Source organism: Enterobacter sp. DC4, from assembly GCF_000568095.1.
Taxonomy (GTDB): domain Bacteria; phylum Pseudomonadota; class Gammaproteobacteria; order Enterobacterales; family Enterobacteriaceae; genus Enterobacter; species Enterobacter pseudoroggenkampii.
The window spans coordinates 581,681-600,943 of record NZ_AZUB01000001.1 but is presented as its reverse complement, the minus strand read 5'-3'; the positions used below and the strand labels follow the sequence as shown (position 1 = coordinate 600,943).

At 49.7% G+C, this 19,263-nt stretch carries 22 protein-coding genes and 1 tRNA gene; 12 read left to right on the top strand and 11 right to left on the bottom strand.

What is annotated here, in order from left to right; genetic code table 11:
- Positions 1–2 precede the first annotated feature (2 nt).
- Both mdoH and mdoG read right to left on the bottom strand, forming a co-directional pair.
- Positions 3–2,531, bottom strand: a complete 2,529-nt coding sequence (gene mdoH / locus P349_RS21165) for a glucans biosynthesis glucosyltransferase MdoH (RefSeq protein ID WP_032650823.1) — start codon at positions 2,529–2,531, stop codon at positions 3–5.
- Positions 2,524–4,077 carry a glucans biosynthesis protein MdoG gene (gene mdoG, locus P349_RS21170; RefSeq protein WP_032650822.1) on the bottom strand — a complete coding sequence of 518 codons (1,554 nt, stop codon included), beginning with the start codon at positions 4,075–4,077 and terminating at the stop codon, positions 2,524–2,526. Before mdoG ends, mdoH begins: the two co-directional genes overlap by 8 nt.
- 254 nt (positions 4,078–4,331) lie before the next feature.
- On the opposite strand from mdoG, the gene mdoC reads away from it, so the two are divergent.
- Entirely contained in the window at positions 4,332–5,471 is a 1,140-nt protein-coding gene (gene mdoC / locus P349_RS21175; protein ID WP_024908993.1) for a glucans biosynthesis protein MdoC, read from the top strand.
- A 33-nt stretch (positions 5,472–5,504) separates the two neighbouring features.
- Here the strand turns inward: mdoC and ymdB are convergent, their stop codons facing one another.
- The 5 genes from ymdB to csgB all read right to left on the bottom strand — a co-directional run bounded on the left by ymdB (position 5,505) and on the right by csgB (position 7,982).
- Positions 5,505–6,047: an O-acetyl-ADP-ribose deacetylase gene (gene ymdB, locus P349_RS21180; RefSeq protein WP_024908992.1), complete on the bottom strand. Its 543-nt coding sequence runs from the start codon at positions 6,045–6,047 to the stop codon at positions 5,505–5,507.
- Between the two features lie 106 nt (positions 6,048–6,153).
- Positions 6,154–6,474 carry a type 1 fimbrial protein gene (locus tag P349_RS21185; RefSeq protein ID WP_024908991.1) on the bottom strand — a complete coding sequence of 107 codons (321 nt, stop codon included), beginning with the start codon at positions 6,472–6,474 and terminating at the stop codon, positions 6,154–6,156.
- Between the two features lie 164 nt (positions 6,475–6,638).
- Positions 6,639–6,971 (bottom strand): curli assembly chaperone CsgC, encoded by a 333-nt coding sequence (csgC, locus tag P349_RS21190; RefSeq protein ID WP_032650821.1) that lies wholly within the window; start codon positions 6,969–6,971, stop codon positions 6,639–6,641.
- Between the two features lie 61 nt (positions 6,972–7,032).
- Positions 7,033–7,485: a curli major subunit CsgA gene (gene csgA, locus P349_RS21195; RefSeq protein WP_024908989.1), complete on the bottom strand. Its 453-nt coding sequence runs from the start codon at positions 7,483–7,485 to the stop codon at positions 7,033–7,035.
- 41 nt (positions 7,486–7,526) lie between these two features.
- The gene (gene csgB / locus P349_RS21200; protein ID WP_024908988.1) at positions 7,527–7,982 is read right to left on the bottom strand and encodes a curli minor subunit CsgB; all 456 of its coding nucleotides are present in this window, start codon (positions 7,980–7,982) and stop codon (positions 7,527–7,529) included.
- A gap of 742 nt (positions 7,983–8,724) precedes the next feature.
- Between csgB and csgD the strand changes: the two genes are divergently transcribed.
- The 4 genes from csgD to csgG are packed head-to-tail and all read left to right on the top strand — an operon-like array spanning position 8,725 to position 11,066.
- Positions 8,725–9,375, top strand: a complete 651-nt coding sequence (csgD, locus tag P349_RS21205; RefSeq protein ID WP_024908987.1) for a biofilm master transcriptional regulator CsgD — start codon at positions 8,725–8,727, stop codon at positions 9,373–9,375.
- Between the two features lie 4 nt (positions 9,376–9,379).
- Positions 9,380–9,769: a curli production assembly/transport protein CsgE gene (gene csgE, locus P349_RS21210; protein WP_024908986.1), complete on the top strand. Its 390-nt coding sequence runs from the start codon at positions 9,380–9,382 to the stop codon at positions 9,767–9,769.
- Between the two features lie 23 nt (positions 9,770–9,792).
- The gene (gene csgF / locus P349_RS21215; RefSeq protein WP_032648919.1) at positions 9,793–10,206 is read left to right on the top strand and encodes a curli production assembly/transport protein CsgF; all 414 of its coding nucleotides are present in this window, start codon (positions 9,793–9,795) and stop codon (positions 10,204–10,206) included.
- Between the two features lie 26 nt (positions 10,207–10,232).
- Positions 10,233–11,066 carry a curli production assembly/transport protein CsgG gene (gene csgG / locus P349_RS21220; RefSeq protein WP_032648920.1) on the top strand — a complete coding sequence of 278 codons (834 nt, stop codon included), beginning with the start codon at positions 10,233–10,235 and terminating at the stop codon, positions 11,064–11,066.
- Between the two features lie 43 nt (positions 11,067–11,109).
- On the opposite strand, the gene P349_RS21225 is transcribed toward csgG, so the two are convergent.
- The 4 genes from P349_RS21225 to ghrA all read right to left on the bottom strand — a co-directional run bounded on the left by P349_RS21225 (position 11,110) and on the right by ghrA (position 14,025).
- Entirely contained in the window at positions 11,110–11,592 is a 483-nt protein-coding gene (locus tag P349_RS21225) for a DUF1097 domain-containing protein (RefSeq protein ID WP_139210879.1), read from the bottom strand.
- Positions 11,593–11,688: 96 nt separating this feature from the next.
- Complete coding sequence (locus tag P349_RS21230; RefSeq protein ID WP_032648922.1) at positions 11,689–12,243, bottom strand: TorD/DmsD family molecular chaperone; 555 nt, start codon at positions 12,241–12,243, stop codon at positions 11,689–11,691.
- A 21-nt stretch (positions 12,244–12,264) separates the two neighbouring features.
- Positions 12,265–13,002 (bottom strand): phosphatase, encoded by a 738-nt coding sequence (locus P349_RS21235; protein ID WP_032648924.1) that lies wholly within the window; start codon positions 13,000–13,002, stop codon positions 12,265–12,267.
- Between the two features lie 84 nt (positions 13,003–13,086).
- Complete coding sequence (gene ghrA, locus P349_RS21240; protein ID WP_032648925.1) at positions 13,087–14,025, bottom strand: glyoxylate/hydroxypyruvate reductase GhrA; 939 nt, start codon at positions 14,023–14,025, stop codon at positions 13,087–13,089.
- 232 nt (positions 14,026–14,257) lie between these two features.
- Between ghrA and P349_RS21245 the strand changes: the two genes are divergently transcribed.
- The 7 genes from P349_RS21245 (at position 14,258) to P349_RS26570 (ending at position 19,246) form a co-directional block, all read left to right on the top strand.
- Positions 14,258–14,345, top strand: a tRNA-Ser gene (locus P349_RS21245).
- A 241-nt stretch (positions 14,346–14,586) separates the two neighbouring features.
- Entirely contained in the window at positions 14,587–15,171 is a 585-nt protein-coding gene (locus P349_RS21250) for a DUF4255 domain-containing protein (RefSeq protein WP_032648927.1), read from the top strand.
- Positions 15,172–15,972: a hypothetical protein gene (locus P349_RS21255; protein WP_032648929.1), complete on the top strand. Its 801-nt coding sequence runs from the start codon at positions 15,172–15,174 to the stop codon at positions 15,970–15,972.
- 443 nt (positions 15,973–16,415) lie between these two features.
- A complete protein-coding gene (locus P349_RS21260) occupies positions 16,416–17,975 on the top strand; it encodes a phage tail sheath family protein (protein ID WP_032648931.1) in 1,560 nt (519 codons plus the stop codon).
- Between the two features lie 76 nt (positions 17,976–18,051).
- Positions 18,052–18,522 (top strand): phage tail protein, encoded by a 471-nt coding sequence (locus tag P349_RS21265; protein WP_032648932.1) that lies wholly within the window; start codon positions 18,052–18,054, stop codon positions 18,520–18,522.
- A gap of 74 nt (positions 18,523–18,596) precedes the next feature.
- Positions 18,597–19,073, top strand: a complete 477-nt coding sequence (locus tag P349_RS21270) for a phage tail protein (protein ID WP_050597462.1) — start codon at positions 18,597–18,599, stop codon at positions 19,071–19,073.
- A gap of 2 nt (positions 19,074–19,075) precedes the next feature.
- Positions 19,076–19,246, top strand: a complete 171-nt coding sequence (locus tag P349_RS26570) for a hypothetical protein (RefSeq protein ID WP_193745647.1) — start codon at positions 19,076–19,078, stop codon at positions 19,244–19,246.
- Positions 19,247–19,263 lie beyond the last annotated feature (17 nt).

Sequence of the window (19,263 nt, the reverse complement as noted above, 5' to 3'; positions counted from 1 at the left end):
ACTTACTTCGCCTTCAGTGCAAGCGGATTCAGCTTCACGTCCTTATAGTAGTTCACCCACGAAGAGTATTTCTCCGGAGCGGACCACACGCGGTAGTGAAGACGCGCCATTGTCACCGGGTCGCTCAACAGCACCAGTCGACGGTCGCGGTTGAGTTTTTCCGGGGTCTCGTTAAGCGCCTGCTCAACGTGACGATCGCGGGCAATCTCCAGCACCTGGCTGGCACGGTGGCGCGCAGTGGCCATCGCCGTTGCCAGGGCGTTGAATGACGGGTTAAACACGGCGTGCATAAAGCCGTCATCCAGCGTGCGATTGCGGTTCTGCTCGAGATAACGATCGGTATCCACCAGCACCTGCGGCGGGGAATACTCTTCCGGGATCAGGAACAGTTTCCAGCGTTTGGTCCGCAGCCCCACCGTCGAACGGCTGGAGATCACGGACACAAACGGCGACAGGATCAGCGAGAAGACAATCGGCGCCAGCCAGAACAGGAAGCGCAGATCCAGCCAGGCCATTCCGGCCGCCCACACCAGACCCAGCAGCAGCTGAGAACCGTGGCGCATAAAGGCTTCGCTCCACGGCGTGGAGTCGTCATCACGCTGCGGCGAGTTCCAGACCACTTCCCAGCCCAGGAACGCGCTGACCACAAACACGGTGTGGAACAGCATGCGCACCGGCGCCAGCAGCACGGAGAACAGCACTTCCAGCAGCAGTGAAAGGGTCACGCGGAAGAAACCGCCGTACTCTTTCGAGCCTTTGCACCAGATCAGGATGATACTGAGCAGCTTAGGCAGGAACAGCAGCACCATGGTGGAGGCAAACAGCGCAATCGCCAGCTCCGGACGCCACTGCGGCCACACCGGGAACAGCTGGCGCGGTTGCAGGAAGTATTGCGGCTCCGTCAGGGCATGGACGACCTGCAGCGCAGTGGAGAGCGCAAGGAACATAAACCACAGCGGTGCGGAGAGATAAGACATCACGCCCGTCAGGAACACCGCACGGTGAACCGGGTGCATCCCTTTAACAAGGAACAGACGGAAGTTCATCAGGTTACCGTGACACCAGCGGCGGTCACGCTTGAGCTCGTCCAGCAGGTTCGGCGGCAGCTCTTCGTACGATCCCGGCAGGTCGTAGGCAATCCAGACACCCCAGCCAGCACGACGCATCAGCGCTGCTTCCACGAAGTCATGCGACAGAATAGAGCCTGCAAATGACCCCTCACCCGGCAACGGCGCCAGCGCACAGTGCTCAATGAACGGCTTCACGCGGATGATGGCGTTGTGACCCCAGTAGTGCGACTCACCCAACTGCCAGAAGTGCAGACCCGCGGTGAACAGCGGCCCGTAGACACGGGTGGCGAACTGCTGGCAGCGCGCATAGAGCGTGTCCATACCGGACGCTTTTGGCGAGGACTGAATGATACCCGCGTTAGGGTTGGCTTCCATCAGACGCACCAGACCGCTCAGGCAGTCGCCGCTCATGACGGAGTCCGCATCCAGCACGACCATGTAGCTGTACTGATTACCCCAGCGACGGCAGAAGTCATCGATGTTACCGCTTTTACGCTTCACACGGCGGCGGCGACGGCGGTAGAAGATCTGCCCTTCGCCCTGCACTTCTGCAATCAGCTCCATCCACGCTTTTTGTTCTGCAACGCAGATATCCGGGTTGTAGCTGTCGCTCAGGATGTAAACGTCAAAATGCTCCGCGTTGCCGGTCGCCTTTACGGACTCCCAGGTCGCACGCAGGCCCGCAAATACGCGGTCAACGTCTTCGTTACAGATAGGCATAATCAGCGCGGTACGGTGCTCGGGATTGAGGGGTTCATCCCCGACCGTTGACGCCGAAATGCTGTATTTGTCACGCCCCATCAGCAGCTGCAGGAAGCCCATCAGTGCGGTCCAGAAACCGGCCGAGACCCAGCAGAAGAGAACCGCGAACAGCAGAAGGATGCCGCTCTGCAGAATATACGGCAGCAGCTGCATGAAGGAGACCCAGAGATCCTGGCCCATCATGTCCGTCGGGTTGATGAACGCCCAGCCCTGATAAGGCAGGATGGTTTTCATGTACCAGGTCGCGACGACCGTCTGCGCCAGCGTCAGAAGCAGCAGGATATAGCGACGGATAGTCCCCACGGTACGCCATTTCTGTTCGGACGCCTGCTCTTCTTTTGTCAGGCGCGACAGATAGCGCGGCGTAACATCACGCCCGCGCAGGCGATCCCAGAAGCGGCCCACCGGGTTGGTGCGCCATGGATCGGGGAACATTGAGGAACGCGTGGCCTTCGGCATCGCCTGAAGCTGATCGCGTCCTTCATCGTCTTTAATCAACTGCCCTTCCGCCAGCGAGTCCGGCCAGGCCTGCTCCAGACGCGCCTTGACTGACCCGAGCGGCGTATCATCATCACGGGAAAACTGACGATGTTCACCATCCAGCGCGGTGTGAACCGCGCGGATGTCGCTCTTAGGCAGTGCCGCTTTTTCGATATCCGTCAGCGGCATGGCATCAATATATTCAGATGTATTATTCATTGGCAGGTAGCTGATAGCTCCAGGTTTCACTCAGCGGCTGATCGTTACTGACCAGCGCAGCACGCATTTCAGTGGTCTGTTTCGGATCTTTCACTTTCACGCGCAGGGTCAGACGCCAGCCTTTGGTTACCGGGTTGTAACGCACGGTATTCTCAACGATTTCACCGTTATCACCGATGCTGGCCTGAGCGGCAACGGCGGTGTCCGGCGACAGTTTCTTCATATCCTGGCCGGTGAAGTCCACGACAAACGCCACGGTCCCGTCAGGCTGACGGATAAGATTAGACTGCTTCACATCACCCGTTGAGCGGCGAGTCTGCATCACATACGCGTTATCCGGCGCATGCAGCTTATCTTCGTCGCGGCTGAAGGTAATGGTGTACTTGAAGTTCATCTCTTTACCGGCTTCCGGCAGTTGATCCGGTGTCCAGTAAGCGACGATGTTATCGTTGGTTTCGTCGTTGGTTGGAATTTCTACCAGCTCGACCTTACCTTTACCCCAGTCACCGTTTGGCGTGACCCAGGCGCTTGGACGCTGGTCATAGCGATCGTCCAAATCTTCAAAGCGGGAGAACTGACGACCACGCTGCAGCAGGCCGAAACCTTGCGGGTTTTCCATTGCGAAGCTGCTCACCGCCAGATGTTTCGGGTTATTCAGCGGACGCCAGATCCACTCACCGTTACCGGCATGAATAGACAGACCGTTGGAGTCATGCAGTTCCGGGCGGAAGTTGGTTGTCGGAGACGGCTGGTTCGGCCCAAACAGGAACATGCTGGTCAGTGGTGCAACGCCCAGTTTGCCTACTTTGTCACGCAGGTAAACCTTGGACTGCACGTCAACCACCGTGTCACGACCCGGCATAATCACAAAGCGATAGGCGCCGGTTGCACGCGGGGAATCCAGCAGCGCATAAATGGTCAGACGTTTGTCCGTTGGTTTTGGACGCTCAATCCAGAACTCACGGAAACGTGGGAACTCTTCACCTGATGGCAGCGCGGTATCAATAGCCAGTCCACGCGCAGAAAGCCCGTATACCTGCCCCGCGCCAATGACGCGGAAATAGCTGGCACCCAGCATGCTGACGATTTCGTCGTTTTTATCTTTGCTGTTGATCGGGTAAAGCACCTTGAAGCCTGCGAAGCCCAGGTCTTTCACCGTATCTTTATCGTGTTGCACATTGCCAAAATTGAAATAATCCGGGCTGTACTTAATCTTACGAACCGCTGTCGCCGTCACTTCATTGATGGCAACAGGCGTGTCGAAGTACATACCCTGATGATAAAATTCAAGCTTGAACGGGGTTTTGATATTGCTCCAGTACGCTTTATCGTGATTGAACTGGATCTGCTGATAGTCCGCATACTTCATGTCGCGGAAAACGGAGGGCAAGTTACTTTTCGGCGCTTCGTAGCTCTTGCCTGCCATCGATTTTGCCTGTTTTGCGACATCGTCGATGTTAAAGGCCAGTGCCGATGAGGTATACAGTGACAACACCACTGCAGCACCCAACCAACGCATTTTCATCATCTGTGGTTTATGTTTCATAATAAGTAAGCACTTCCCCCTTTGTGTGCTTATATCGATCCGATCCATTTTAATGGAAACTCAGGCAATCCGACAACATTATCACTGCTTTGTTCAGCTGCTGGCTCAGGGATTAAGCAAATGAAAGAACCCGCTATTCACTTTGCGTGCTTATCCTGGAGACAGGGTGTCGGTCTTGGTGTAGGGTTGCCTTCGAATGTAACCATTATGAGTCTTAGGGATAAGACGAAAAGTCTGAGAATGCACAACGTTATATGAGCACAACACCAACAGAACGTGAATATTTCCTCGACTCGATCCGGGCATGGCTGATGCTATTGGGGATCCCCTTTCACATTTCACTGATTTACTCCAGCCACACCTGGCACGTGAATAGCCAGATGCCCTCCTGGTGGCTGACGCTGTTTAATGACTTTATTCATGCCTTCCGTATGCAGGTGTTTTTCGTCATTTCCGGCTATTTCTCTTACATGCTGTTTCTGCGATACCCGCTCAAGCGCTGGTGGAAAGTGCGCGTAGAGCGCGTGGGGATCCCCATGCTGACCGCCATTCCGCTGCTGACGCTGCCCCAGTTCATTATGTTGCAGTACGTGAAGGGTAAAGCGGAGAACTGGCCGAATCTGACGCTGTATGAAAAGTACAATACGCTGGTCTGGGAGCTGGTATCTCACCTGTGGTTCCTGCTGGTCCTGGTGGTGCTCACCACGGTGAGTCTGTTGATTTTCAGCCGCCTGCGCCACCATCTAAGTACGAAAGCCGACGTATTTTTCGCCAACGTTACGATGGGCAAACTGTCAGTGCTCTTCTTGCTGTTGGGGATTGCCTATGCCGCCGTGCGACGGACCCTGCTTATCGTCTACCCGCCGATTTTGAGCGACGGGTTATTTAATTTTGTGGTGATGCAGTCGCTGTTCTACATTCCGTTCTTTTTAATCGGCGCGCTGGCGTTTATTCATCCGAAGCTTAAATCGCTGTTTGTCACCCCGTCACCGTGGTGCGCGCTGGGAGCCACCCTCGCGTTCGCGGCCTATCTGCTGAATCAGCGCTACGGGAGCGGCGACGCCTGGATGTATGAAACGGAAAGCGTGATCACGATGCTGTTGGGCCTGTGGATGGTGAACGTAGTATTCGCGCTGGGCCACCGTTTGCTGAACTTTAAGTCCCACCGCGTGACCTACTTCGTTAATGCTTCGCTGTTTATCTATCTGGTGCATCACCCGTTGACGCTTTTCTTCGGGGCTTACATCACACCGCACATCGCCTCCAACACGCTGGGCTTCTTTACCGGGCTGGTGTTCGTTGTGGGGGTGGCGATCGTACTCTACGAAATCCATCTGCGGATCCCGCTGCTGCGTTTCCTCTTTTCAGGAAAACCGCAGGCGAAAGCCTCTTAGAACACGCGGCGCACTGGATGCGCCGCGTTTGTTTCAGCTTTCCAGCTCTTGTCTGCGCTGAGTCAGAAGCCGCTGATAAAGATGCGTGGTGTCGTCGTCGAAACAGACAAAAATCACCTTCTCCGGCAGCGGTTTTAACGACAGGTAGCGGTAAACGGTTTCTACGGCGATCGTTGCGGCGGCGGCCTTAGGGTAACCATACACGCCGGTGCTGATGGCCGGGAACGCCATCGTTTTATAGCCGTTGTCGGCGGCCAGCCGTAAACAGTTCCGGTAAGCCTCTTCCAGAATACTCGCTTCGTGCTGGTCCCCGCCATGCCAGACGGGCCCTACGGCATGAATCACCGCTCTGGCAGGCAGATTGCCCGCAAGCGTAATCACCGCGTGACCGGGAGGACATTCGCCCTGCTGTTGCCGCACGGTTTTACAGGCCTCCAGCAGCTGCGGTCCGGCAGCCCGGTGGATAGCCCCGTCCACGCCGCCTCCCCCCATCAGGGAGGGATTGGCCGCATTGACGATAACGTCGACGTGCATGGTCGTAATATCGCCATGAATAATGTCAATTTGCGGTTTCATAAAGCCCCTCTGCAACCCGCCTTTTTCTTAAGTGTATCGCAGAGGAGACCGGGAGAATAAACTATCAGAAAAAATCCTCTTCCACCGCTGGGCGGGAGAGTGCGCATTAGCGATACTGGATTTCGACAACCGCGAGCGTTTTTTCAGGATTAAGGTATTTCATATTGAGCGTCGCCAGGTTTGAGTCACTCACTTTCCCGTTAAGCGCCTCTTCATAGCTCACCATACGCGTTTGCATACGGTTATTATCTGGACATGACATTGCAAACTGTTGCTTCTGGGGAGTGACTTCACAGGGGTCTGCGACAATGGCACCGCGAAAATGAATGACACCACCGTTCACAACGGTGGCCGAATAAGCCGGGATACTCAAAGCAGAAACGACCAGACCCAGACCTGCCGCGAGTCGAGCAAAATAGTTATTCATTATAGGTACTCCTCAATGAAAATCGTCCATGAGGGGTAAACGCGCTTCATTTATTACGGCAAACGAAGTCTCACGTTAAGGAACATAACGACCAGGTCCCTGATATCAGCATAGCTCAACGGCACAGACCCGCCACATTCACAACATATTGATTTCATGAATATTTAGATCGAACTTCCCGCTGGTGACCACTGTTGTGATAAATGAAGCGATTTTCCATCTGAAACGGTGACCACGATTTTTACCGTGTCTCCTGCGTTAATATTTAAACTCAGGCGCATTAAATCAATCGTCTGATTAGCGGGTATAAAAAGGGTATTTTGCTGTCGGGACGAACTTTGTCCCCCCTGCCCTTCCCGAACAGAAACAATTTGAACCTGACAATCACACGATTGCGCCAGAGTGACCTGCGGAATAATGGTAGTCATGTTTTCCTGCTGCGACGTTTTGAACGTTATCTGACTGGAAAGCGCGGCGAGTAGAATTAAGGTATTCATGATGAACTCCCGAAAAAAAACAGGGCTGATGCCCTGTTTTTTTGTAGCACAGATTTCAGTATCAGTACTGATGAGCTGTCGCGTGGTTACCAAAACCGATCTGGGTAACGTTAACAGTTGAGTTGGACGCAGTCTGGTCTACGAGTGCACCGTTAAAGCCGCCGGACTGGCTAACATTCATGACGGATTTTTTACTGTTCCACTGATCAAGTGTTGCACTGTTGCCAAACCCTTTCTGGGTCAGGTTGATTTTACTGTCATCAGAACCCTGACCAACGTCAGCGCCGTTACCGCCACCTGTCTGGCTAATATTCAGGACAGAATTTCTGGCGTCTGTTTGCAGAGCAACCGCGGAGTTACCGCCACCATTCTGATAAATATTCAGGGTTGAATTTGGGCCACCGTATCCGCCATGACCATGCCCATGACCCCAGCCATCCTGATTAATCAGACCAGCCATAGCACTACCAGAAACTACGATTGCTGCAAGCGCTGCCACTTTGAAAAATTTCATGGTAAACCCCCGTCGGATTGATTAAAGTCGTCGCGAAAGCGCTAATGTTGAATAACGTTAATCGCCATTTGCGACTGTTTCTGCACTACAACTGCGGTTTTCTGCGTACCGTACTGCGTAATATTTGCTCTATTACCCGACCCTTGCTGGATAATTTTCGCGCTATTACCGTATCCATCTTGCGTAATACCTGCATCATTCCCGTTACCGCTCTGATCGATCCAGGCTATATTGTAAGCCCCTGATTGATCGACTCTCGCTCTGTTGCCTGCCCCATCCTGGGAAACAATGGATAAGAGTTTTGAACCGTCCTGGCGAACCTGAGCGTCATTGAAAACGCCCCGTTGACCAATAATGGCTGCCTGATTTAGTGATGAAAGACTTAATTCGTTAACCGCAAAGTTATATTCAGCATTTGCCAAATCTGAATTAGCCGCGGTTACAAATCCAGGCGCACCCAGTAATGTAAACATCACAATTAACGATGTGTTTTTCATGTTGTCACCCTGGACCTGGCTATTTAATTACTCCATGTTTAAACGGCTCGTATGGTGTTAACGCGTCGTTACGGTGAAGAGTATGTCCGCTGAAACATTTTAAATATCTCACCCGCGCGGCTTATTTTTATTTTTCGGGTCACCACAAAGTCGTAATTTACAGTAAAAAACACTTTAATCAGGCCGGCTTATATTTTTTAATAAAGGTGTATTGTGAAAGGGTTGTACAACGAGACAAAGGCTGTCCACGCTTCCTCCCGGGTTGTTTAAACGTAACGGCAGGAAACATTTTTCTCTGTGCGTGACACGGAGCCTCTTTTCTTAAGCCAGACAGTCGCTCATTCCTGGGCTTAGAAATCATCTGAAACTCATACTTAATTAGTGCTTTACAAAAATAACAAATATTCTTAATAATCATATCTTTAAAAATATTTGTATGATTTTTAAAATCTGTGCATCTCTATTTAGGTGTACAACTTTCTCATCAATTCTCACCATTCCAAACAATCAAATTTCACAAATTAATATTGATTTTTACGTCCTGTTACATGTTTAACACTTGCTTTAAACTTCGTAAAAGCTAGATTGAAATTAGATGTACGAAATTGGTTTTATATTTACCTCCCTGTGGAGGTTATGGTCTGATTCTACACACAGCAGTGCAACATCTGTCAGTACTTCTGGTGTCCTCTTTTAAACTGGAGGACAGCTGCCAGGTGCCAAAATAAAGTGGGGTTTCATCATGTATAATGAAGTCCATAGTTTACATGGTCATACATTACTGTTGATCACAAAACCTTCTTTGCAAGCGACAGCATTATTACAACATTTAAAGCAATCGTTATCACTGAGCGGGAAATTGCATAATATTCAACGTTCTTTTGATGATATTGCACCTGGCAGCATCATTCTTTTCGATATGATGGAAGCTGATAAAAAGCTTATCCATTACTGGCAGGATATTTTAAGCAGAAAAAACAATAATATCCGCGTGCTATTGTTGAATACGCCTGATGAATATCCTTTCAGAGATATTGAAAGCTGGCCGCATATCAATGGCGTGTTCTACGTCACGGAAGAAGAAGACCGGGTGGTAGAGGGGCTGCAAGGTATATTGCGCGGAGAGTGTTATTTTTCGCAAAAGCTTGCCAGCTATCTCATCACGCACTCCGGAAATTATCGCTATAACAGCTCAGAGTCAGCACTGCTCACGCACCGTGAGAAAGAGATCCTGAATAAGTTACGCATTGGTGCTTCAAATATTGAAATCGCCCGTTCGTTATTTATCAGCGAAAATACGGTAAAGACGCACCTTTATAATCTTTTCAAGAAGATAGCTGTGAAAAACCGAACTCAGGCGGTTTCGTGGGCAAACGATAACCTCAGGCGTTAATCACATGAAGCGCACGTTGAGTTGGATCGCCGCAGCGAGTTTCCTGCTCGCTGCTGGGAATCTGAAGGCCGTCGAGGTCGAAGTTCCCGGATTGTTAACAGACCACACTGTCTCATCGGTCGGGCACAGTTTTTACCGTGCCTTCAGTGACAAATGGGAAAGTACATACACGGGTAATATAACAATCAACGAGCGGCCCAGTGCACGATGGGGAAGTTGGATAACAATAACGGCTAATCAGTCCGTTATTTATCAAACGTTTTTATTCCCGACCAAAATGGACTTCGATAAAAACGTAGTCTTAGCACTGGCACAATCAGAAGACGCTATTAATCGCCTGCAAATAGATAAAGCCCTATTAAGCACCAGCGATTTAGCAAAAGACGAGTTCTAGCGAACCGATATGCGGAGGCTGTCATGCGTATTGCATATGCAGTTGTTTCGATAATGCTGATCACACCCATCAGCTGGGCCGGAAACATGACGTTTCAGTTCCGTAACCCTAACTTTGGCGGTAACCCTAACAACGGCGCGTTCCTGCTGAATGAAGCTCAGGCGCAAAACTCCTATAAGGATCCCAGCTTAAAGAATTTTAGCGTTGATACCCCGTCCGCACTGGATAACTTCACGCAGGCCATCCAGTCGCAGATTTTAGGTGGTTTGCTGACCAACATTAATACCGGTAAACCCGGGCGGATGGTGACCAACGACTTTATCGTTGATATCGCCAACACGGACGGACAGCTTCAGTTGAACGTGACCGATCGTAAAACCGGAAAAATCTCCACCATCCAGGTTTCCGGTCTACAAAACGATTCAACTAACTTCTGAACAACAACGAAATAAGGACAACAATCATGCAGCGCTTCCTGATATTTGTTGCAGTGTGCTTATTGAGCGGTTGTTTAACTGCTCCACCTAAAGAAGCTGCAAAACCAACATTAATGCCTCGGGCCCAGAGTTATCGTGATTTAACGCATTTACCTGCTCCAACGGGAAAAATATTTGTCTCCGTGTACAACATTCAGGATGAAACCGGGCAATTCAAACCTTACCCGGCAAGTAACTTCTCCACGGCAGTGCCGCAGAGCGCCACCGCGATGCTGGTTACCGCACTCAAGGATTCGCACTGGTTTATTCCGCTGGAACGTCAGGGGCTCCAGAACCTGTTGAATGAACGCAAAATCATTCGTGCCGCCCAGGAAAATGGCACCGTTGCGGACAATAACCGGACGCCTCTGCAATCTCTGGCTGCAGCGAACGTAATGATTGAAGGATCGATTATCGGCTACGAAAGTAACGTTAAATCGGGTGGTGCGGGAGCACGTTACTTCGGTATCGGTGCGGATACCCAGTATCAGCTCGACCAAATCGCCGTTAACCTGCGTGTGGTTAACGTCAGTACAGGCGAAGTGCTCTCTTCGGTGAACACCAGCAAAACCATTCTGTCTTATGAAGTTCAGGCAGGGGTATTCCGCTTCATCGATTACCAGCGTTTGCTGGAAGGTGAAATTGGCTACACCTCTAACGAGCCGGTCATGATGTGTCTGATGTCGGCCATTGAAACCGGCGTGATCTACTTAATTAACGACGGTATAGACCGCGGGCTGTGGGATCTGCAAAACAAAGCAGACGTGCAGAACCCGATACTGGTGAAATACCGCGATATGTCAGTCCCTCCGGAATCCTGACAGGAAGCGCATAAAAAAGGCGAGATGATTATCTCGCCTTTTTTTATTCACTCACTGCCGTGATGTTTTGCGCTTTTTCCCGCCGCGACGCCAGCCATAGGCCGCTGTTTTTCATGGCATAGCCAAACAGCAGCCCCAGCGCCAGTGAAGGGACCACCAGCTTCCAGTCACCCTGCCCTGCAAAGGTCGCGCACGCCCCCATAAAGGTTCCCGGCACAAATGAAAGCAGCAGATGCTTAGCCTGGATGCACATTAAAAAGGCGACGACGCCCGTCATGATATACCCCAGCAACTCCAGATGCGGTGCCAGCGCGCTGCCTTTCATGATCACCAGCGCCCAGATAACGCCGCTCATTAGCGTGCAGCCTGAGATAAAGAGCCCTTTTACGCCCCCCTGCGGACAGGCGAAATAGGCGGTACAGCCGAGGAATCCGGCCCAGCTGAGCAATCCGAGAGACACGGCTACCCATCCCCAGAGCCCGGAGAGAATACCTGTCGTTATTGCGATACAAAGTAATATGTTCATGGCGCGCATCTTAGCAGAAGCGCACCATAGAAATGAGATCATCAGCACATTACATGCAAAATGAATTGATGAGTTGCAGAATTTATGTGACTTAAATCACTCTTCGTTCTCTTCTTCCAGCTCATCCCACATTGCCGCGATAGCGTCGCGGGTCAGCGGCGCCAGCGTTCTCCAGAATGGCGAGGTGGCATGCGCTTCAACTTTACCCAGGAACGTCCCGACCCACGGCAGCAGGTACGTTTCGAACAAGGTTTCAATGGCTTCGTTCTCATCATCACCGGCGTTATCTTCAATCCAGGACGCTGCCAGCAGCAGCGTACCGATATGATCGGCTGGCGTCTCGCTCAGCGGCATACCGCGGGTGGAGAGGAAAGCACGGACTTCCGCTTCCGTCGCCCCTTCCTGCCAGGCAGAACGGTATGGCGAAACGCGGCACTCATCGCCGACAAACAGCGCATTGTAGTCGGTCGCAATCTGCTGCATGTCGCAGCTTTTTTGCAGACGTTCCAGTAAATCATCCTGTTCCAGCGGCCAGTTCTGCGCCAGTTTACCTTCACGAATTAACGTAAAAAGTGGCACCAGCAGCGGGTCTTGCGGCTGGCGATAATAGAGCGTACCCAGCACGCGGCAGAGGATGGAAAACTCGTTCATTTTTTTTATTCCATTACACAATTAAAGATCGGCAAATTCGGCAATCGGTTCCATTCCGCGCGACTCGAGGAAATCGAGCATGCGGCGTGGGGTCACGTTCAGGATTTGCGCTTCCGGGAAGTTAACATCATTCAGCACTTTCAGGCACTCGCTGAAATCACCCAGCGTAAACGCGGTATGAGAGTCTGAGCCCAACGCCACCATGCCACCCGCATCACGCACGGCGGCCGCCACGGCGCGACAGTTGTCTTCGCTGCCCTTACGCGAGTGAACAAAGGAGGAGTTATTAATCTCCAGCGCCACGCGGTGTTTTGCTGCCGCCTGCGCGACAGCCTGAATATCAATCGGATACTTCGGGTTACCGGGGTGGCTGATAATGTGCACATTGCCGCTGGCAATAGTGGCAATCATCGCCGCGGTGTTGGTCTCTTTATCCTGAGGCGGGAAAACCGGCTCATGAAAACCGGCGAGGATAAGGTCCAGAGACGTCAGCATCGGGCCGGTGCAGTCGATCTCACCGTCGATATTTTTGATGTTCGCCTCAATGCCGCGCAGTATCCCAATGCCGTCCACCAGACGTGGCCAGATCCGCATATTCACAAAATGCCAGTAGTGCGGCGCATCCGCCATGTCCGGACCATGATCGGTGATCGCCAACAGCTTAATACCTTTAAGCTTCGCCTGAGCGATATAATCATGGAGGTTGCTGTATGCGTGGGTGCTGGCGACGGTGTGCATATGCAGGTCAACGGGATACATCTCTTTCTCCTCTGCGGTTTTTCCAAAGGATAGCAGTTATCAGCGGCGAATATTAGCAAAAACCCGGCGAACGCCGGGTTTCTCTCAGTAGCCGCGCTGTCTGTCGACCTGTCCGGTGACCGCGTTGCCCTTTTCCATTTCGCTGATGGTATGGGATATATAGGCCACCGCTTCTGCCGGACGCGTCACGGCAGCCACATGTGGCGTCATCGCGACGCGCGGGTGCTTCCACAGCGGGCTTTCCGCGGGTAGCGGTTCACGGCTATAGACATCCAGCATGGCGCCTTTTAGCTTTCCGCTGTCCAGGGCCTTCAGCAGATCGGACTCGACCAGATGCACCCCGCGCGCCAGGTTCATCAGGTAGCTCTGATCGACGAGCTGATTGAGCAAGGTTTCATTGATGATCCCTACCGTTTCCGCCGTGTTTGGCAGCAGATTGATCAGCACGCGCGTGCCGTTCAGAAAGGCCGGAAGCTCATCCGTTCCGGCAAAGCTCTCTACGCCCGGATAGTCCTTACGGCTGCGGCTCCAGCAGCGCAGCGGGAAGCCCCACGGAGCGAGTGCTTCTGCCACTTTTGAGCCTAGCACGCCCGCACCGAGGATGCCGATCGTAAAATCTTCGCGACGGTACTCAGGCAGCGGCTCCCAGTGGGCCTGCTGTTTAAAGGCCTGATAGTCATCAAAGCGGCGGAACCAGTGCAGCACCTGGCTCACGGCATATTCCTGCATTTGCTGGCCCATTCCGGTATCTTCGAGGCGGAACAGAGGGATATTTTCAGGCAGCATTTCGGGATGCGCTTTCAGTTTACTGAGGATCGAATCAACACCCGCGCCCAGGGCGAAAACCGCCTTCAGCTTGCGGCCCTGCAGCATCTCAACCGGTGGATGCCAGACCAGCGCATAGTCGGCATGTTCATTATCGCCACGCTTCCACTCGCGAACGCGTGCGCCGGGTAACGCCGCCGTAAGCGCCTTGATCCAGTATGCCGTATCAAACGTGGGGTGATAGAAGAGTATATCCATAGTTATTCCTGCCTTTGATTGCGCTGTTTTGTTTTCATTTTCAAGTGGATTGCCAGCATAACAAATTTACTGCGTAACTGTGTTGCTGATAAAAAAGACGCTTTCAGCACATTTAAGAATCATGTTGCCTGAAGTTTGTCTAAACGCGCTAAATTACTGAAAAAGTGGGTTGACGGCCGTTCGGCTTTTCCTTACATTAGCGCCCGTCCCGGCAACAACGGGATGACAATATGGTGAGGTGTCCGAGTGGCTGAAGGAGCACGCCTGGAAAGTGTGTATACGGCAACGTATCGGGGGTTCGAATCCCCCCCTCACCGCCATATTTGAAGAAGAGCTCGCATGAAAATGCGGGCTTTTTTTTCGCATGTTGCACGCCTGCGGGGAAGATGCCGCAATATACACTATCGTTGGCAGGGTAAGGCCCAGGCCACACCCGGCAATTGCATCCCTCCTGAACTCCCTTCTCGAAGTTGTTTCATGTTGTAAAAACAGCAGAAAATGAGTTATAGATGTCATATCCCATTTAGCAGTACTGTTTTCAATTCTGATCAGGAATTTCTCATGCTAGATCTCTGTCTGGAATACCTAAAAGGAAGAATGGACCAATCGATAAAAAATGTTTTTGAATTATCTGATGACCTGGTGGTTGTCTCTCCGCCAGCCGATCTTGATGGTTCAAAATCGCCAAAAATACAGAATAAAATCCTCATCTTTATTAGTAACATCGAAAAAGACTCCTTTTCCAAAAGTTACAGACCCGAAAACATCCACAACAGCAATCGTTCGACTATTTCCTCAAAACCCCTCTTCATTACCATGACAGTCACGATCGCGGCCAACTTTGCTACCAGTCACTATACTGATGGATTAAAGGTGCTTTCCCACTTACTGGCGTTCTTTAATCGTCATAACAGTTTCACCCGCCAAAACTCGCCAGATCTACCGAGGGATATTGAACAAATTAATATGGAACTGGAATCTATCCCGGGTGAACAGTTAAACCATATGTGGGGAATATTTGGCTCTCATTACCTGCCATCGTGTATTTATAGAGTGAGAGCGTTGATACCTGATAGCGAAGCAATTTTGTCGCAGGTTGGCAAGATTCATGTCTCAGATACTGATTTAACAAAAAGAGAGAACTAAATGACAGACTATCAATCCATCCTGGTCATTAATATAAAGCATGAATACTATAACGCATACAAAGATGAATTAGCGTCTGTAGAGGTCTGCCCCGCTCAGAAAACACAGCATTTACTGAGACAATACGGTATGTTGCTGAGATCGGGCCCCGGGTTCGCACAATTAATAGTTGAGAAAGAACTATTTAGCGACCTTGCTTCGCTAACTCGTGATTTTCATCTCAGATTTTATCTCGTCAGCACCGACCCTGTCCTCAGAAGCATCACCAAAATGCCAAGTATGTTTGATATCTCATACGTCAATGCAGTATTTGTTGATGATATCAATCTGAACCTCACGGTCAGCAACTGGATGGGAATAGATGATTTAGTTCAAGAGGATACTTTTCATACATCCGCTATTTGTAGAAGAAATTTAATCGGCGTACTGGACGTTCATATTCCTGGCAGTCACTTCACGCTGGAGAGAAAATCAATAACCATCCATTTCAAAACCATATCAACCTATTGGAAGTACTACATTTCTCTACAAAGAAAGCAGAAAGACATGAATATTTCCTGCCCACTCAATGATGCCCTCTCATTCACTGAACAGGAAGACGAAAAAATCTCAGGCAAAACTGTCAGGATTTTTCTTTCAAACAATGAAATTCCATTGACCAAGTCTTATGGTGATTCAGTGTCACTATCAGTGGAGAATAAAATCCTCATTAAAACACTACCTTATCCAGTTCCTGAGAGGACCTCAACATTATTTACTGAAGAAAAAACAAAACTTATCTCTCACATTTACGTTAACTAACGCCCAGTCGCCACCCTATTTTAATAATGCCCATATGAGATATCACCCACTGAATTGTTATCAAGCGTAGCCCATGTAGCTCCGATTATGATTCATGATATATAATATTTTTATTATTTAAACACCACTAAAATTCATTGAAGCACACGTAAACTATTGTATTATTCTTTAAATGCGCGTTATGCCGACATTGAAAGGAAGCGGCCGCACCGAGAATCCGCAGTGATTGGTTAGGTATCTGCAGCGCGAAAAAATATCTATTTGTAAAAAAGAAAAGGGAACTAAAAAATATCGCAATAATCTGTTGACAGAAAACAAAGGTCACGTTATACCAATCATGTCAATCAGATTAGTCTTTTATTGAATGCCTTTCTTAGCAGCGTCTTTTCCTGTGTGTTGACAGTTGGGCATGGTTGCCATTCAATTACATGAAGGTCCGGACTATGGGCGTAATGAAAACACCTGGCGTTTATATTGTTGAGAAGAATGCTTTTCCAAACTCTGTTGTTGAAGTTGCTACCGCAGTTCCTGCATTTATTGGATACACTGAAAAAGCTGACAATGGAGGTAAATCGCTAATCAATCAAGGATGGCGTATTACGTCAATGTCAGAATACCGGCAATATTTCGGCGGAGAGCCTCAGCATTTATTTGAAATAGCCGAAATCAGCGCCCCCCCCGATTCGAATACTCGAGAAGCCTTTAAGCAGTCAGGAAAGACCTATCAGATAACGCAATCAAATACCCGTCATCATCTTTATTACAGCATGCTATTTTTCTTTCAAAATGGTGGTGGTCCGTGCTATATCGTTTCGGTAGGGAGCTATGCTGATAACATTGATGCTGGCGTATTAAAAAGTGGTATTACACCTCTTATTAAAGAAGCCGAACCGACCATGCTGCTCATTCCTGAAGCCGTGCAACTTTCTGAAGATGACTGCATAAACGTCGAGCAGGCAATGCTGGCTCACTGCGGTGGCAAAATGAGAAATCGTGTCGCCATTCTGGATATCTGGAACGGTTACAAAGACCGCCAGCATCCTGATGGTGACTGCATTGAAAACTTCCGCTCTAAGCTGGGCACAAACTATCTCGATTTTTCATCCGCCTATTATCCGTGGCTCAATACGTCTATCGTACTGGACAGCGACGTCAGTTTTCTTAACGTTAGCAATGTCGATAAGCTCGTAGAACTGCTGAATGCTGAAGTCGCGTCTATATTTAGCGACTTAGATGGCCTTTCAGAAGAAGAGCTCAGCACTGGGGGCAATAAGCTAAGAGCAACTCGTAAGCAAGCGATGCTCGATGAAATTGCCAGGCTCAGTGGCGATATCTCAAAGCCGGATGCGGTGTTACTGCACAAAATCCTCTTCAATATGAGTCCACTGTATCAAACCATCATGGCGGACATTAAATTCCAGCAAAACATCCTGCCGCCTTCGTCGGCAATGGCCGGTATTTATACCATGGTTGATAACTCCCGTGGGGTATGGAAAGCGCCAGCCAACGTCAGCGTTAACGCTGTTGTCTCTCCTACCGTCAGCATTAGCGATGATGAGCAGGAAGATTTAAACGTCAGCACGCAGGGTAAATCGATCAATGCCATTCGGCCTTTTATTGGTGAAGGTACCCTGGTTTGGGGAGCAAGAACACTTGATGGCAATAGCCTGGACTGGCGCTATATCAACGTCAGACGCACGATGATCATGCTGGAAGAATCCATTCGCCTTGCGTCGAAAGCTTACGTCTTTGAACCTAACATCGCCAATACGTGGGTATCTATGGAAAGTATGCTTGGAAACTTTCTCTATGGTATCTGGAAACGAGGCGGCCTGGCCGGCTCAACGCCAGGCGAAGCTTACAGTGTCAGCGTTGGTCTGGGTAAGACCATGACTGCTAACGATATCCTGGAAGGTATTTTGCGCATTACCGTGCTGGTCGCAATGGTCCGCCCGGCGGAATTCATTGAAATCACCTTCCAGCAGAAAATGCAGGAGTCATAGAGACGTACGCAGTTCCTGGTTTTGATTAGCATTCAATATTAACGGTAACGACGTGGAAAGCTTTTAGGAGATCCCCATGGCAGATGATGGCTCAGCTCAATCTGAAACCGTATGGCCAATGCCGAAATTTCATTTCGAAGTGAAATGGGATGGTGGCGCTGGCGCTGGTATGGTTTCAGCTTTTCAGGAAGTATCAGGACTTGATTCGGAAGCACAACCCATCGAATACCGGGCGGGTAATAGTCCTGTATTCTCGACCATAAAAATGCCTGGCCTGATTAAAAGCGGCAACATCACGCTTAAGAAAGGTATTTTTAAAAGTGATAATAAGTTCTACGAATGGTATTCAAAGATAAAAATGAACACAATTGCCCGAACCGCTGTCACCATTAACCTGTTAGATGAAAGTGGCGCGCCTGTAATGAGCTGGAAATTAAAAAATGCCTGGCCCACCAAAGTGACCGGTACTGACCTAAAGTCGGACAGTAATGAGGTTGCAGTAGAATCTATTGAGCTTGCTCATGAAGGACTGGAAATATCCGTTTGATTTTTGTCATTAGGCCAGCCCTGATTTATCCTCTAGACCTAACATTTTATTAAGGATGCTCAGAACATAATATTATGGGAATCATTACAGGTTCAGGTGCGAGTCAGGGTGATGGCGAGTGGCCACTCCCTGCATTTTACTTTACTGTTTCCATCAGCGGCTGTGCTGGCGACACAGCCTTTCAGGAGGTCTCTGGTCTGGAATTCCAGATAGAAACGGAAGAGTACAGTGAAGGTGGAAACAACCTGGTTTATCACCTGCCGAAAACCATAAAAACCAGCAACCTTATTTTAAAAAGAGCCGTTACTGATAACGCGTCTAAACTGCTTGCATGGTGCCTGAGCATTTTAAACGATGGACTGTCAAAACCGATCCAAACAAAAAACGTTTCAATTAATTTACTCAATGAAAATGGTACAACCTGTAAGAGCTGGACAGCCTCGAATGCATATCCGGTAAAGCTGAAGATGGCATCATTCAACGCCATGCAAAATGACGTGGCGATAGAAGAAATTGAGATCTGTTTTAATCGTTTACAGAGGAACTTATAACTGTGCCATTAGAAATAAAGCAACTCGTTATTAAGTCGAAAGTGATTGGTGAGCAAAGCAAAAAAGAGGCTCTCGTTTCAGACGAGTGGAATGTTGATGATGATCAAAATCCGCCAGAGATAAGTCGAGCTTATTATGCCACTGACCCATTTAATGAAACAAGAGAAAGATAGTTGATTTAATTAAAGGG